This window comes from Enterobacter sp. JBIWA003 (genome assembly GCF_019968825.1).
Classification (GTDB): Bacteria; Pseudomonadota; Gammaproteobacteria; order Enterobacterales; family Enterobacteriaceae; genus Enterobacter; species Enterobacter quasiroggenkampii.
In genome coordinates this window covers 4,131,684-4,146,420 of the sequence record NZ_CP074170.1, presented here as the reverse complement: position 1 = coordinate 4,146,420, position 14,737 = coordinate 4,131,684, and the positions used below count along the sequence as shown (strand labels likewise).

At 58.3% G+C, this 14,737-nt stretch carries 13 protein-coding genes and 1 other RNA gene; 10 read left to right on the top strand and 4 right to left on the bottom strand.

The features are described 5' to 3' along the window. Positions 1 to 22 precede the first annotated feature (22 nt). Positions 23 to 916 carry a DNA-binding transcriptional regulator ArgP gene (argP, locus tag KGP25_RS20050; RefSeq protein ID WP_008499727.1) on the bottom strand — a complete coding sequence of 298 codons (894 nt, stop codon included), beginning with the start codon at positions 914 to 916 and terminating at the stop codon, positions 23 to 25. A gap of 127 nt (positions 917 to 1,043) precedes the next feature. Here argP and rpiA point away from each other — a divergent pair, with 127 nt between their 5' ends. Together rpiA and serA are read left to right on the top strand one after the other, a co-directional pair. After that, the gene (rpiA, locus tag KGP25_RS20045; RefSeq protein WP_014885151.1) at positions 1,044 to 1,703 is read left to right on the top strand and encodes a ribose-5-phosphate isomerase RpiA; all 660 of its coding nucleotides are present in this window, start codon (positions 1,044 to 1,046) and stop codon (positions 1,701 to 1,703) included. 265 nt (positions 1,704 to 1,968) lie between these two features. Further along, positions 1,969 to 3,201 carry a phosphoglycerate dehydrogenase gene (serA, locus tag KGP25_RS20040; RefSeq protein WP_021242062.1) on the top strand — a complete coding sequence of 411 codons (1,233 nt, stop codon included), beginning with the start codon at positions 1,969 to 1,971 and terminating at the stop codon, positions 3,199 to 3,201. A gap of 154 nt (positions 3,202 to 3,355) precedes the next feature. Here the strand turns inward: serA and KGP25_RS20035 are convergent, their stop codons facing one another. From KGP25_RS20035 to zapA, 3 genes are all read right to left on the bottom strand, one after another. Beyond that, positions 3,356 to 3,952, bottom strand: a complete 597-nt coding sequence (locus KGP25_RS20035) for a 5-formyltetrahydrofolate cyclo-ligase (protein WP_223539532.1) — start codon at positions 3,950 to 3,952, stop codon at positions 3,356 to 3,358. A gap of 24 nt (positions 3,953 to 3,976) precedes the next feature. After that, positions 3,977 to 4,160, bottom strand: a non-coding RNA gene (ssrS, locus tag KGP25_RS20030) — 6S RNA. A gap of 41 nt (positions 4,161 to 4,201) precedes the next feature. Continuing rightward, a complete protein-coding gene (zapA, locus tag KGP25_RS20025; protein ID WP_006811891.1) occupies positions 4,202 to 4,531 on the bottom strand; it encodes a cell division protein ZapA in 330 nt (109 codons plus the stop codon). A gap of 168 nt (positions 4,532 to 4,699) precedes the next feature. Here zapA and KGP25_RS20020 point away from each other — a divergent pair, with 168 nt between their 5' ends. The 8 genes from KGP25_RS20020 to KGP25_RS19985 all read left to right on the top strand — a co-directional run bounded on the left by KGP25_RS20020 (position 4,700) and on the right by KGP25_RS19985 (position 14,733). Next, positions 4,700 to 5,278, top strand: a complete 579-nt coding sequence (locus KGP25_RS20020) for a YecA family protein (protein ID WP_024906571.1) — start codon at positions 4,700 to 4,702, stop codon at positions 5,276 to 5,278. Positions 5,279 to 5,309: 31 nt separating this feature from the next. After that, positions 5,310 to 6,623, top strand: coding sequence for a Xaa-Pro aminopeptidase (pepP, locus tag KGP25_RS20015; protein WP_086374948.1), 1,314 nt, complete (start codon positions 5,310 to 5,312; stop codon positions 6,621 to 6,623). After that, a complete protein-coding gene (gene ubiH / locus KGP25_RS20010; protein ID WP_196365316.1) occupies positions 6,620 to 7,798 on the top strand; it encodes a 2-octaprenyl-6-methoxyphenyl hydroxylase in 1,179 nt (392 codons plus the stop codon). Before pepP ends, ubiH begins: the two co-directional genes overlap by 4 nt. Positions 7,799 to 7,810: 12 nt before the next feature. Beyond that, positions 7,811 to 9,013, top strand: a complete 1,203-nt coding sequence (gene ubiI, locus KGP25_RS20005; RefSeq protein WP_223539531.1) for an FAD-dependent 2-octaprenylphenol hydroxylase — start codon at positions 7,811 to 7,813, stop codon at positions 9,011 to 9,013. A 397-nt stretch (positions 9,014 to 9,410) separates the two neighbouring features. Then, positions 9,411 to 10,505: a glycine cleavage system aminomethyltransferase GcvT gene (gcvT, locus tag KGP25_RS20000; RefSeq protein ID WP_045910150.1), complete on the top strand. Its 1,095-nt coding sequence runs from the start codon at positions 9,411 to 9,413 to the stop codon at positions 10,503 to 10,505. Between the two features lie 23 nt (positions 10,506 to 10,528). Further along, complete coding sequence (gcvH, locus tag KGP25_RS19995; protein ID WP_008499718.1) at positions 10,529 to 10,918, top strand: glycine cleavage system protein GcvH; 390 nt, start codon at positions 10,529 to 10,531, stop codon at positions 10,916 to 10,918. A gap of 127 nt (positions 10,919 to 11,045) precedes the next feature. Continuing rightward, complete coding sequence (gene gcvP / locus KGP25_RS19990) at positions 11,046 to 13,919, top strand: aminomethyl-transferring glycine dehydrogenase (protein ID WP_048029111.1); 2,874 nt, start codon at positions 11,046 to 11,048, stop codon at positions 13,917 to 13,919. Between the two features lie 70 nt (positions 13,920 to 13,989). Further along, positions 13,990 to 14,733, top strand: coding sequence for an SDR family oxidoreductase (locus KGP25_RS19985; RefSeq protein WP_196346591.1), 744 nt, complete (start codon positions 13,990 to 13,992; stop codon positions 14,731 to 14,733). The last annotated feature ends 4 nt before the right edge of the window (positions 14,734 to 14,737 follow it).

Sequence of the window (14,737 nt, the reverse complement as noted above, 5' to 3'; positions counted from 1 at the left end):
AGCCGCCACCCGGCTTTTCTTTTTAATCCTGTCTCAATACTTTATGCCCGTACGCCAGCAGCGCGTCGGTGACGTTGCGCATCATCCGGCTTTCCGGCGCAAAACGGTGCCAGTAGAGCATCCGGCGCTGATACAGCCCTGGCGTCAGGTCAATCAGCTCACCGCTTTTCAACTCTTTCTCAATCTGCAGATGCGGGATCATGCAGCAGGTGGTGCCCTGGCGCGCAAGCTGAACGAAGGCTTCAGACGAGTTAACGATATGGCACGGCACGCTGCCCGGCGGCAGATCGAAGTTTTGCTGCAGGAACGCCTGATGCATATCGTCCAGATGGTCGAACGCCACGGCAGGGGCTTTCAGCAGTGCCGCGCGGGTGACGCCGTTGGGGAAGTAGCGTTCCGCAAAGGCTTTTGAACCCACAAACAGGTAGTCCAGGGCGCCTAACTGATCGACAAGACAGCTTGGCAGCGCCTGAGGCTGGATACTGACCGCCCCAACTACCTCACCGCGACGCAGGCGCTCCTGAGTGCGGGTTTCGTCTTCAACCTGCAAATTCAGGCGGATAGGGGAGTCCGCGAGAACCGGCGCCAGGGCCGGCAGCAGCCAGGTTGCCAGACTGTCGGCGTTGACCGCCAGAGAGAGCAGCAGCGGCGTAGAGCCCGTTTGCTCGTCACCCAGCCACTCGTCTTCCAGCAGTTCAACCTGGCGCAGCAGGGCGAGGAGCTTTTGTCCTTGCTCGGTTGGACGTGGCGGTACGGTACGCACCAGCAGCGGCTGGCCGAACATATTTTCAAGCTGTTTGATACGCTGAGAGACGGCGGACTGCGTGATGCAAAGCTTTTGCGCCGCGCGCTCAAAACCTCGTTCACGAATAACTGCATCAAGTGCCTGTAGTGTTCTGTAGTCCGGACGTTTCATTGCTCTGGCTGGCTCCTTAATTTTGCTTATTCTGCACTATGACACAATTTTCCCTTTGTGGCAGACGAATTCCATTCGACGTGTTCTATAATGCGCCCTGAGTTTTCACACCACAGGCAAAACGATCATGACGCAGGATGAACTGAAAAAAGCAGTAGGATGGGCCGCTCTCCAGTACGTACAGCCGGGTACCATTGTCGGTGTCGGTACGGGATCAACCGCGGCACACTTTATCGATGCGCTGGGCACGATGAAGGGGCAGATCGAGGGCGCGGTTTCCAGCTCTGATGCTTCCACGGAAAAGCTGAAAAGCCTCGGCATTACCGTTTTCGATCTCAACGAAGTGGATCGTCTGGGGATTTACGTTGATGGTGCGGATGAAATCAACGGCCACATGCAGATGATCAAAGGCGGCGGCGCGGCGCTGACGCGTGAAAAAATCATCGCCTCCGTTGCGGACAAGTTTATCTGCATCGCCGACGCCTCCAAGCAGGTGGACATTCTGGGGAATTTCCCGCTGCCGGTTGAAGTGATCCCGATGGCCCGCAGCGCGGTTGCCCGTCAGCTGGTGAAGCTGGGCGGTCGCCCGGAATATCGTCAGGGCGTAGTGACCGACAACGGTAACGTGATCCTCGACGTTCACGGTCTGGAAATTCTCGACGCGATTGCGCTGGAAAATGCCATCAACGCCATTCCTGGCGTCGTGACCGTAGGGCTATTCGCCAACCGTGGCGCGGATGTGGCGCTGATCGGCACCGCTGACGGCGTGAAAACCATCGTAAAATGATCTGACGGGGGGGCCCTCCCCCCGCTAAAAAATTTTTGATACGCTAAATTTGGTGACTTGTGTCACGTTTTTATGCCTCTTTTGCCGATCCTTCCGCGTTTGTAAATTTCCATAGCATTTTCCTCTGCCATTTTGCGCTGTATGACTTTCCTTCAGCGTGCCGACGCAAACGTTCATATTGCTGCAATAGTTTTTTTTGATATGTTGGCTACAGCGGATTTATATCCAGCACAACATCAGTTCAGACAAAAACAGGGTCGGGTAAATGGCAAAGGTATCACTGGAGAAAGACAAGATTAAATTCCTGCTGGTCGAGGGCGTGCATCAAAAAGCAATCGATAGCCTTCGTGCGGCAGGTTACACCAACATCGAATTTCACAAAGGCGCGCTCGATACCGAAGAGCTGAAAGCGTCCATCCGTGATGCCCACTTCATTGGCCTGCGATCCCGTACTCACCTGACTGAAGATGTGATTGCCGCGGCGGAAAAGCTGGTGGCTATCGGCTGCTTCTGCATCGGTACCAACCAGGTTGATCTGAATGCTGCCGCGAAACGCGGTATTCCTGTCTTCAACGCCCCGTTCTCCAACACCCGTTCCGTGGCGGAGCTGGTCATTGGCGAACTGCTACTGCTTCTGCGCGGCATTCCGGAGGCTAACGCCAAAGCACACCGCGGCGTCTGGAACAAACTGGCGGCGGGCTCCTACGAAGCCCGTGGGAAAAAACTGGGTATCATCGGCTATGGCCACATCGGTACCCAGCTGGGGATTCTGGCGGAATCTCTCGGTATGCATGTCTATTTTTACGATATCGAAAGCAAGCTGCCGCTGGGCAATGCCACCCAGGTTCAACACCTGTCTGACCTGCTGAACATGAGTGACGTGGTGAGTCTGCACGTGCCGGAAAATGCGTCCACCAAAAACATGATGGGTGCAGAAGAGCTGGCGCTGATGAAGCCGGGCTCATTGCTGATTAACGCCGCGCGCGGCACGGTTGTCGATATCCCTGCGCTGTGCGATGCGCTGAAGCGTAAGCATCTGGCGGGCGCCGCCATCGACGTTTTCCCGACGGAGCCTGCGACCAACAGCGATCCGTTTACCTCTCCGCTGTGCGAGTTCGACAACGTGATCCTGACGCCACACATCGGCGGTTCAACCCAGGAAGCGCAGGAGAATATCGGTCTTGAAGTGGCGGGTAAGCTGAGTAAATACTCCGACAACGGTTCTACGCTTTCTGCGGTGAACTTCCCGGAAGTGTCGCTGCCGCTGCACGGTGGCCGTCGTCTGCTGCACATCCACGAAAACCGTCCAGGCGTGCTGACCGCGATTAACCAGATCTTTGCCGAGCAGGGCGTTAACATTGCCGCGCAGTATCTGCAGACCAACTCGCAGATGGGCTATGTGGTTATTGATATCGAAGCGGATGACGATGTGGCCGAGAAAGCGCTGCTGAGCATGAAGGCCATTCCGGGGACGATTCGCGCGCGTCTGCTGTACTGATGGTGCGGTCTGTGGTGTCGGGTGGCGGCTGCGCCTTACCCGACCTACAACGGTCGTGCGGTCTGTGTGTCGGGTAACGCTTACGCTTACCCGACCTACAATGTTCGAGGATTTATGTAGGCCGGGTAAGGCGTAGCCGCCACCCGGCTTTATTCTACCAGGTCCAGGTTTTACTGGGCGTCACCACCGCCGGTAACGGCACATCCCATTTTTCTACCGGCAACGCCTCCACGCCCTGGCAATCATGCGCGTAGCCCACCGGCTGCAATCCATACTGCTGCCAGTTTTGCAGCGTCCGGTCGTAAAAACCACCGCCCATTCCCAGGCGCTGTCCCTGCTCATCAAACGCGACCAACGGCGTAATCAGCACATCCAGCTGTGACAGAGGCAGCACGTCGCGCACGTCGAGTTTCGGTTCGGTGATTTTCAGACGATTCACCACCAGCTCGCTGTGCGGGTGATAGTGCAAAAACAGCAGATTGCCTTCACTGAACGGGTGTAGCACCGGCAGGTATACCTTCTTCCCGGCGCGCCAGAGTTGCTCTATTAGCGGTTGGGTATCCAGCTCGCCGTCAAACGACAGAAAGAGGGCAACCGTGCGCGCCATCACGACAGGAGGATACGCCATCATACGGGCGGCGGCCTGCTGGGCAAAATGCGCTTGCTGAATGGGGGTTAACGCACGACGGCGTTGACGAATGAGCTGACGAATGTCCTGGCGTGAAGCCGAAACTTCAGGGAATTGAGTCATGGTAGTCGGTAGAAGAAAAGAAAGGGAATCTCCGAGATGCCGCCGCAGGCTGTAACCCTTGAACCCTTGGTTCAAGGTGAATGTGTCGTCATAGTTTTAAGGCTTCTCGGACGGACCGAGCATGCTCACCAACCATGGAGCGCCACATTCTTGTGGTATGAAATATCGGCTCAGGGGACTGGCCCGCTTGCGAACATCTCAGAGAAATTTTGTCTTCACAGTTACTCTACCATAGTCAACTGAGAAGTGTTATTCAAACTTGGGGCCCGGTCTTTCGGGATTGCGACCTTGATCAAGCAATGCCTGTTCTATGGTCTGCTGGAGCATTTTAATGCGCTGCTCCATGCTTGCCGCGTAGTCGCGGGTCTTCGCTTTTTCCTGAGTTAGTTCATAGCTGATGTTCAACGCGGCGATGAAAACCAGCTGCTCAGTATTTGTGACTCTAGTGCGTTCTTTTAGATCTTGCAACCGCTGATTCAAATCGTCCGCAGCCTGATTCAAAGCATCCCTTTGTTCAGGCGGACAATTCACTCGCAGTGAACGGCCAAAAATCTGGAGATCGACGGGTTGTGCAGACATGCCACCTTCCTGCTGATTGACTGCGCTGCCTTCGCCTGATGCCCCGGGGGCTGCGAAGGGGCGACACTATAGCTACCCTGATGTGAAGATACAAGCCCTTTTCTGGTATCACCAGGGTCCAAAGTGGTAGCATATCATGAAACTTCCCCCCAATGATGACGAATGCGCATGTCTATACAGAACGAAATGCCTGGTTACAAGGATTTAAACCAGTTACTGAACCAGCAGGGAGTCGGTTTAACCCCTGCCGAAATGCACGGTCTGATCAGTGGCATGCTGTGCGGCGGAAACAGCGACAGCTCATGGCAGCCGCTGATCCATGACCTCACGAATGAAGGTCTGGCGTTTGGTCACGAGCTGGCGGAAGCGCTGCGTAAAATGCATGCCGCCATCAGTGATTCGCTGGAAGACGATGGCTTCCTTTTTCAGCTTTATCTGCCTGAAGGCGACGACGTCAGCGTGTTCGATCGCGCCGATGCGCTGGCGGGGTGGGTAAATCACTATCTGCTGGGTCTGGGCGTCACGCAGCCTAAACTGGATAAAGTCACCGGTGAAGCGGGTGAAGCGATCGACGATCTGCGCAACATCGCCCAGCTTGGCTACGATGAAGACGAAGACCAGGAAGAGCTGGAAATGTCTCTCGAAGAGATCATCGAGTACGTGCGCGTGGCGGCACTGCTGTGCCACGACAATTTTACGCGCTCACAGCCGACTGCACCGGAAGTCCGCAAGCCAACCTTACATTAAGAAAAATAACGCACAGGAGGGTGTCATGGTTATCTCGAGTCAAGAGTATTCGCGCCGCCGTCAGGCGCTGCTGGCAAAAATGCAGCCGGGCAGCGCCGCGCTGATTTTTGCCGCGCCCGAAGTGACGCGCAGCGCCGACAGCGAATATCCCTATCGCCAGAGCAGCGACTTCTGGTACTTCACCGGCTTTAACGAGCCGGAAGCGGTACTGGTGTTGATTAAGAGCGATGACACCCACAACCACAGCGTGATTTTCAACCGCGTGCGCGATCTGACGGCCGAAATCTGGTTTGGTCGCCGCTTAGGGCAAGAGGCCGCACCGGAAAAGCTGGGCGTCGACCGTGCGCTGGCGTTTAGCGAAATCAACCAGCAGCTCTACCAGCTGCTTAACGGCCTCGACGTGCTCTATCACGCGCAGGGCGAATATGCTTACGCCGATGAGATTGTCTTCACCGCGCTGGATAAGCTGCGCAAAGGCTCGCGGCAGAACCTGTCCGCACCGGCCACGCTGACGGACTGGCGTCCGGTGGTGCATGAGATGCGCCTGTTCAAGTCTGAAGAAGAGCTGAACGTGATGCGCCGCGCGGGCGAAATCAGCGCGCTGGCGCACACTCGCGCGATGGAGAAATGCCGCCCCGGGATGTTCGAATACCAGCTGGAAGGCGAAATTCACCACGAATTTAACCGCCACGGCGCGCGCTATCCCTCCTACAACACCATTGTCGGCGGCGGGGAAAACGGCTGCATTCTGCACTACACCGAAAACGAAAGCGCGCTGCGCGACGGCGATCTGGTGCTGATTGACGCCGGTTGCGAATATCAGGGCTATGCGGGGGACATCACCCGGACCTTTCCGGTGAACGGTAAATTCTCGCCGGCACAGCGCGCGATTTACGACATTGTTCTGGAATCCCTTGAGACGGCGCTCAGGCTGTATCGTCCGGGTACCTCCATCCAGGAAGTGACCGGTGAAGTGGTGCGCATCATGATTACCGGTCTGGTCAGGCTCGGTATCCTGAAAGGGGACGTAGATACCCTGATTGCTGAAAATGCGCATCGACCGTACTTTATGCACGGCCTGAGCCACTGGCTGGGGCTGGACGTGCATGACGTCGGCGCATACGGCACCGACCGTTCCCGCGTGCTGGAGCCGGGCATGGTGTTAACCGTGGAGCCGGGTCTCTATATCGCGCCGGATGCCGACGTGCCTGAAGCGTACCGCGGGATTGGTATTCGTATTGAAGATGACATCGTGATTACCGAAACCGGTAACGAAAACCTGACCGCCAGCGTCGTGAAAAACGCTGACGATATCGAGGCGCTGATGGCAGCGGCGCGCGCATGAGCGTGATTATCGTTGGCGGCGGCATGACCGGGGCCACGCTGGCGCTGGCCATTTCGCATTTGACGCAGGGGCAGCTTCCGGTGCACCTGGTGGAAGCCGTTGCGCCAGAGGCGTCCAACCACCCCGGGTTTGATGCCCGCGCCATCGCGCTGGCGCAGGGCACCTGCCAGCAGCTTTCGCGCATTGGTATCTGGCAGGCAATTGCCGACCGTGCTACGGCGATCGGGACCGTTCACGTCAGCGATCGCGGCCATGCGGGCTTTGTCACGCTGGACGCACAGGATTACCGGATTGATGCCCTGGGTCAGGTTGTTGAGCTACACGACGTCGGATTGCGTCTGTTCCGCCTGCTCCAGGACGCGCCGGGCGTCACGCTGCATTGCCCCGCGCGCGTGGCCAGCGTGAGCCGAAGTGAAGCGTCGGTCAGCGTGACGCTGGAAAACGGCTCTGTTCTTGAAGGCCAGCTTCTGGTCGCTGCGGACGGTTCGCGCTCGTCGCTCGGCACCCAGTGCGGCGTGGAGTGGCGCCAGCAGCCTTACGGCCAGGTGGCGGTCATTGCGAACGTCGCTACCGCAGCTGACCACAACGGCAGGGCGTTTGAGCGCTTTACGCAGCATGGCCCACTGGCGATGCTGCCGATGTCGGACGGGCGCTGTTCCCTGGTCTGGTGCCATCCGCAGGATAAGGCTGAAGAGGTGAAGGCCTGGTCCGACGAACGTTTTTGCACCGAGCTGCAGAAAGCCTTTGGCTGGCGGCTGGGGCGTATTACCCATGCCGGCAAGCGGACGGTCTATCCGCTTTCGCTGACTACGGCATCTCAGTCCATCTCCCATCGTCTGGCGCTTGTCGGTAACGCCGCGCAGACGCTGCATCCCATCGCGGGGCAAGGCTTTAACCTTGGCTTACGCGACGTCATGAGCCTGGCCGAATCACTGGCGCAGGCGTGGGGCGAGCAAAAAGACTGCGGGGCGTATTCGGTGCTGAGTCATTACCAGAAGCGCCGTCAGGCGGATAAAGAGGCTACCATCGGTGTGACCGATGGCCTGGTCCATCTTTTTGCCAATCGCTGGGCACCGCTGGTTGCGGGTCGCAATCTCGGGCTGATGGCGATGGAACTATTCATTCCGGCACGTGACGTGCTGGCGCAGCGGACCCTGGGTTGGGTCGCGCGTTAAGGAGTTATCACCGTGCAAAATGTTGATGTCGCCATCGTTGGCGGCGGAATGGTCGGACTGGCATTGGCCTGTGGATTACAGGGCAGCGGCCTGCGCGTGGCGGTGCTGGAGCAAAAACAGCCCCAGCCCGTTGCCCCGGATGCGCCGCCGGAACTCCGCGTCTCGGCCATTAATGCGGCCAGCGAAAAGCTGCTGACGCACCTTGGCGTCTGGTCAGATATTGTGGCGAACCGCGCCAGCTGTTATCACGGCATGGAGGTGTGGGATAAAGACAGCTTTGGTCATATTGCTTTTGATGATGAAAGCATGGGCTATAGCCATCTGGGCCACATCGTTGAAAACGCGGTGATCCACCACGCGCTGTGGCAAAAAGCACAGCAGTGCAGCGACGTGACGCTGATTGCGCCTGCGCAGATCCAGCAGGTGGCGTGGGGCGAAAACGAGGCGTTTATCACCCTGCAGAGCGGCGACATGCTGACCGCGCGCCTGGTGGTCGGTGCTGACGGTGCCAACTCCTGGCTGCGTAATAAAGCCGATATCCCGCTGACCTTCTGGGACTATCGTCATCACGCTCTGGTCGCGACGATCCGCACCGAAGATCCGCACGGCGGCGTGGCGCGCCAGATTTTCCACAACGACGGCATACTGGCGTTCCTGCCGCTTGCCGATCCGCACCTGTGCTCGATCGTCTGGTCCCTGGTGCCGGACAAAGCCCGGCAGATGCATGAGGCGACGCCGGAGGCCTTTAACCAGGCGCTGTGCGTGGCCTTTGATAACCGCCTTGGCCTGTGCACGCTTGAAAGCGAGCGTCAGGTGTTCCCGTTAACCGGCCGCTACGCGCGTCAGTTTGCGGCGCACCGTCTGGCGCTGGTGGGGGATGCGGCGCATACCATTCATCCGCTGGCCGGGCAGGGCGTTAATCTTGGCTTTATGGACGCGGCGGAGCTGGTCGAGGAGCTGCGTCGCCTGCATCGCGAAGGAAAAGACATCGGCCAGCATCTCTATCTGCGTCGCTACGAGCGCAGCCGCAAGCACAGTGCGGCGATGATGCTGGCGGGCATGCAGGGCTTCCGCGAGCTGTTTGCCGGGGCAAATCCGGCGAAAAAACTGCTGCGCGATATCGGTCTTAAACTGGCCGATACGCTTCCTGGCGTCAAACCTCAACTTCTCCGTCAGGCGATGGGTCTTAACGATCTCCCTGACTGGCTGCGCTAACTTAGATCCCCGTCACACTTTATTTTCCCGGCCTCTGCGCCGGGGAAATTCCCTCGTTTGAAATATTCTAATTTCACGTCATTTTTCGCATTAGATAATCTAATGTCGCATTTTTCTCGTTACGGAAATTCGGCCCGATTTTCCGCACGAAATATCACCATGTGCTAAATCCTGTTAGATCATTGTTAATTTTGTGCGGGGTTAATCGCATTTTTCCAGTGAATAACTCTGTAGGCTTTTTAGCGATTTTTGGTCATAAGCTAATGTGATGACCCATTTTGCCTTATGGTTAACCGCCGGTTTCGGTGGTAAGTTCAGGTAAAAGAGAACGTTTGCGTCGGTGCCCGAACGCGGGGCCGATACCGGGTTTCACGGTGAATTTTTCAACGAGGACAAGATGGCTCAACAGACTCCTTTGTACGAACAACACGTGTTATGCGGCGCCCGCATGGTGGACTTCCATGGCTGGATGATGCCGCTGCACTACGGCTCGCAGATTGATGAGCACCACGCGGTGCGCACCGATGCCGGTATGTTCGACGTGTCCCATATGACAATTGTCGATCTGCGCGGTAGCCGCACCCGGGAGTTTTTGCGTTATCTGCTGGCAAACGACGTCGCCAAACTGAAGACGCCGGGTAAAGCGCTCTATACCGGCATGCTGAATGCCTCGGGCGGCGTGATTGATGACCTTATCGTCTATTACTTCACTGAAGATTTCTTCCGCCTCGTTGTAAACTCCGCCACCCGCGAAAAAGACCTCTCCTGGATCACCCAACACGCCGAACCTTATGCCATCGACATCACCGTCCGTGACGATCTGTCGCTGATCGCCGTGCAGGGACCAAACGCGCAGGCGAAAGCCGCCTCTCTGTTTAACGACGAGCAGCGCAACGCCACCGCTGGCATGAAGCCGTTCTTTGGCGTGCAGGCGGGCGATCTGTTTATCGCCACCACCGGCTACACCGGTGAAGCGGGCTACGAAATTGCGATGCCAAACGAGAAGGCCGCTGATTTCTGGCGTGCGCTGGTGGAAGCGGGCGTGAAGCCTGCGGGTCTGGGCGCGCGCGATACGCTGCGTCTGGAAGCGGGCATGAACCTCTACGGTCAGGAGATGGACGAAGGCGTCTCTCCGCTGGCCGCCAACATGGGCTGGACCATCGCGTGGGAACCGGCTGACCGTGACTTTATTGGCCGTGAAGCGCTGGAGATGCAGCGCGAGAAGGGCACTGAACAACTGGTGGGCCTGGTGATGACCGAGAAGGGTGTGCTGCGCGGCGAACTGCCGGTGCGCTTTACCGATGCTGACGGCAATCCTCGCGAAGGCGTGATCACCAGCGGAACCTTCTCACCGACGCTGGGCTACAGTATTGCACTGGCACGCGTGCCGGCGGGGATTGGCGAAACGGCGGTGGTGCAAATCCGCAACCGCGAAATGCCGGTCAACGTGACCAAACCGATTTTTGTTCGCGCCGGTAAGCCGGTCGCCTAATCATTTTTATCAGGAGAACTTCAATGAGCAATGTGCCAGCAGAACTGAAATACAGCAAAGAACACGAGTGGCTGCGCAAAGAGGCGGACGGCACTTACACCGTAGGGATCACCGAGCACGCGCAAGAGCTGCTGGGCGACATGGTGTTTGTTGACCTGCCTGACGTGGGCACGACCGTGAGCGCGGGCGACGACTGCGCCGTGGCGGAGTCCGTAAAAGCAGCATCCGATATCTACGCGCCGGTAAGCGGTGAGATTGTTGCCGTGAACGACGCGCTGAGCGATTCGCCAGAGCTGGTTAACAGCGAGCCTTATGAAGGCGGCTGGATCTTCAAGATCAAAGCCAGCGACGAATCTCAGGTTGCCGCGCTGCTGGATGCGACCGCATACGAAGCACTACTGGAAGACGAATAACGTTGTGCCGGATGGCGCTGCACTTATCCGGCCTGGAGATCAACGTAGGCCCGGTAAGCGTTAGCGCCACCGGGCAACAGCGTTACAGATAACTACGATTCACTGCACGTTTCAGGAACCATCGCTCATGACACAGACTTTAAGCCAGCTTGAAAACCGTGGCGCCTTCATCGAACGTCACATTGGGCCGGATGCTCAGCAACAGCAGGAGATGCTAAAGACAGTTGGCGCGGATTCATTAAACGCACTGATCGGCCAGATTGTGCCAAAAGACATCCAGCTTGCCACGCCGCCTCAGGTGGGGGAAGCCACTACGGAATTCGCCGCGCTGGCGGAGCTGAAGGCCATCGCCGGCCTGAACAAGCGCTATAAGTCTTACATTGGCATGGGCTACACCAACGTGCAGTTGCCGCCGGTGATCCTGCGCAACATGCTGGAAAACCCGGGCTGGTACACCGCTTACACCCCGTATCAGCCAGAAGTTTCCCAGGGCCGTCTGGAAGCGCTGCTGAACTTCCAGCAGGTGACGCTGGACCTGACCGGCATGGATATCGCCTCCGCTTCTCTGCTGGATGAAGCGACAGCTGCCGCCGAAGCGATGGCGATGGCTAAGCGCGTGAGCAAGCTGAAAAACGCTAATCGCTTCTTCGTGGCGGCGGACGTGCATCCTCAGACGCTGGACGTGGTGCGCACCCGTGCGGAAACCTTCGGCTTTGACGTGATTGTCGACGACGCTGACAAAGTGCTGGATCATCAGGATGTCTTTGGCGTGCTGCTGCAGCAGGTGGGCACCACCGGTGAAGTTCACGACTACGGCGCGCTGATTGCCGAGCTGAAATCCCGTAAGGTGGTTGTGAGCGTTGCCGCCGATTTTATGGCGCTGGTGCTGCTGACGGCGCCGGGCAAACAGGGCGCGGATATCGTATTCGGCTCAGCACAGCGCTTCGGCGTACCGATGGGCTACGGCGGCCCGCACGCGGCGTTCTTCGGCGCGAAAGATGAATTCAAACGTTCCATGCCTGGCCGTATTATCGGCGTCTCCAAAGATGCTGCCGGTAATACCGCGCTGCGCATGGCGATGCAGACCCGCGAGCAGCATATCCGCCGCGAGAAAGCGAACTCCAACATCTGTACCTCACAGGTGCTGCTGGCTAACATCGCCAGCCTGTACGCCGTGTTCCACGGCCCGGCTGGTCTGAAACGCATTGCCAGCCGCATTCACCGCCTGGCCGATATCCTGGCCTGCGGCCTGCAGCAAAAAGGTCTTAAGCTGCGCCATGCCCACTACTTCGACACCCTGTGCGTGGACGTGGCGGACAAGGCCGCCGTGCTGGCCCGCGCGGACGCGGCAAAGATCAACCTGCGCAGCGACATCCACAACGCCGTCGGCATTACGCTGGATGAAAGCACCACCCGCGACGATATCCTGAACCTGTTCAGCGTGCTGCTGGGTGACGCGCACGGTCTGGACATTGATGCGCTCGACAAAGAAGTTGCGCTCGACAGCCGCTCCATTCAGGACAGCATGCTGCGTAACGACGCCATCCTGACGCACCCGGTCTTTAATCGCTACCACAGCGAAACCGAGATGATGCGTTACATGCACTCTCTGGAGCGCAAGGATCTGGCGCTGAACCAGGCGATGATCCCGTTGGGATCCTGCACCATGAAGCTGAACGCCGCGGCAGAGATGATCCCAATCACCTGGCCTGAATTCTCCGAGCTGCACCCGTTCTGCCCGCCAGAGCAGGCGGAAGGTTATCACGTGATGATCAACCAGCTTTCCGACTGGCTGGTGAAGCTGACCGGTTACGACGCGCTCTGCATGCAGCCGAACTCCGGCGCGCAGGGTGAATATGCGGGCCTGCTGGCAATCCGTCACTATCACGAAAGCCGCAACGAAGGCCATCGCGATATCTGCCTGATCCCAAGCTCCGCCCACGGCACCAACCCGGCCTCTGCCCAGATGGCGGGCATGGAAGTGGTGGTTGTGGCGTGCGATAAAAACGGCAACATCGACCTGGCTGACCTGCGCGCGAAAGCCGAGCAGGCGGGCGACCGACTCTCCTGCATCATGGTGACCTATCCGTCCACCCACGGCGTGTATGAAGAGACCATCCGTGAAGTGTGCGACGTGGTGCACCAGTTCGGCGGTCAGGTATACCTCGACGGCGCAAACATGAACGCGCAGGTGGGCATTACCTCGCCGGGCTTTATCGGCGCGGACGTATCGCACCTCAACCTGCACAAAACCTTCTGCATTCCGCACGGTGGTGGCGGCCCGGGCATGGGGCCAATCGGCGTGAAAGCGCACCTGGCGCCGTTTGTGCCGGGCCACAGCGTGGTTCAGATTGAAGGCATGCTGACCCGTCAGGGCGCGGTTTCTGCGGCACCGTTCGGTAGCGCCTCTATCCTGCCAATCAGCTGGATGTATATCCGCATGATGGGCGCGGAAGGGCTGAAGCAGGCGAGCCAGGTGGCCATTCTGAACGCCAACTATATTGCGACGCGCCTGAAGTCTGCCTTCCCGGTGCTCTATACCGGCCGCGACGGTCGCGTGGCGCACGAGTGCATCCTCGATATTCGTCCGCTGAAAGAGCAGACTGGCATTAGCGAACTGGACATCGCCAAGCGTCTGATCGACTACGGCTTCCACGCGCCTACCATGTCGTTCCCGGTTGCGGGCACGCTGATGGTGGAGCCAACGGAGTCCGAAAGCAAAGCCGAGCTGGACCGCTTTATCGACGCGATGCTGGCTATCCGCATGGAGATCGACCGCGTACAGGACGGTGAGTGGACGCTGGAAGATAACCCGCTGGTTAACGCCCCGCACACCCAGCACGAGATGGTGGCTGAGTGGAACCACGGTTATTCCCGCGAGCTGGCGGTCTTCCCGGCAGGTGTGGCGAACAAGTACTGGCCGACCGTGAAGCGTCTCGATGACGTCTACGGCGACCGTAATCTGTTCTGCTCCTGCGTGCCGATGAGCGAATACCAGTAACATTGCTGATGTAGTAACGTAGGCCGGGTAAGGCGAAGCCGCCACCCGGCTTTTTTATTGGGAGAAGATAATGGCAATTGCACTGGTCACCGGCGCCAGCCGGGGCATAGGGAAGGCCACCGCGCTGCAGCTGGCTCGCGAAGGCTACACCGTGGCGGTGAACTATCATCACAACATTAACGCCGCGCAGGACGTCATCAGGCAGATTGTGGATGCGGGTGGTCAAGCCTTTGCTGTACGTGCAGACATCAGCGATGAAGCTCAGGTGCTGGAGATGTTTAACAGCCTCGATCGCGAAGGTGAGCCGCTGACCGCGCTGGTCAATAATGCGGGGATCCTGTTTGAGCAATCCACCATCGAGAATCTTTCGGCCGAGCGCATTAACCGCGTCCTGGCGACCAATGTCACGGGCTACTTCCTCTGCTGCCGGGAAGCGGTAAAACGCATGTCCTTCAAACATGGCGGCAAGGGCGGGGCGATAGTGAATGTCTCTTCCGCAGCGTCCCGTCTGGGCGCGCCGGGTGAATATGTGGATTACGCCGCGTCCAAGGGGGCGGTGGATTCGCTGACAACGGGTTTATCGCTTGAGGTCGCAGCGCAGGGCATTCGCGTTAACTGCGTCCGTCCGGGTCTGATCTATACCGATATCCATGCCTCCGGCGGAGAGCCGGGGCGAGTGGATCGCGTAAAATCGTTACTGCCGATGCAGCGCGGCGGCCAGCCGGAAGAGGTCGCCCAGGCGATTGTCTGGCTGCTGAGCGAAAAGGCGTCGTACGTAACGGGGAGTTTTATTGAGCTGGCGGGTGGGAAGTAAACCC

Bases quoted from the DNA above. Each gene is read 5' to 3' on its own strand.
- argP (WP_008499727.1), bottom strand. From the start codon at position 916: ATGAAACGTCCGGACTACAGAACACTACAGGCACTTGATGCAGTTATT.
- rpiA (WP_014885151.1), top strand. From the start codon at position 1,044: ATGACGCAGGATGAACTGAAAAAAGCAGTAGGATGGGCCGCTCTCCAG.
- serA (WP_021242062.1), top strand. From the start codon at position 1,969: ATGGCAAAGGTATCACTGGAGAAAGACAAGATTAAATTCCTGCTGGTC.
- KGP25_RS20035 (WP_223539532.1), bottom strand. From the start codon at position 3,952: ATGACTCAATTCCCTGAAGTTTCGGCTTCACGCCAGGACATTCGTCAG.
- zapA (WP_006811891.1), bottom strand. From the start codon at position 4,531: ATGTCTGCACAACCCGTCGATCTCCAGATTTTTGGCCGTTCACTGCGA.
- KGP25_RS20020 (WP_024906571.1), top strand. From the start codon at position 4,700: ATGTCTATACAGAACGAAATGCCTGGTTACAAGGATTTAAACCAGTTA.
- ubiH (WP_196365316.1), top strand. From the start codon at position 6,620: ATGAGCGTGATTATCGTTGGCGGCGGCATGACCGGGGCCACGCTGGCG.
- gcvT (WP_045910150.1), top strand. From the start codon at position 9,411: ATGGCTCAACAGACTCCTTTGTACGAACAACACGTGTTATGCGGCGCC.
- gcvH (WP_008499718.1), top strand. From the start codon at position 10,529: ATGAGCAATGTGCCAGCAGAACTGAAATACAGCAAAGAACACGAGTGG.
- gcvP (WP_048029111.1), top strand. From the start codon at position 11,046: ATGACACAGACTTTAAGCCAGCTTGAAAACCGTGGCGCCTTCATCGAA.
- KGP25_RS19985 (WP_196346591.1), top strand. From the start codon at position 13,990: ATGGCAATTGCACTGGTCACCGGCGCCAGCCGGGGCATAGGGAAGGCC.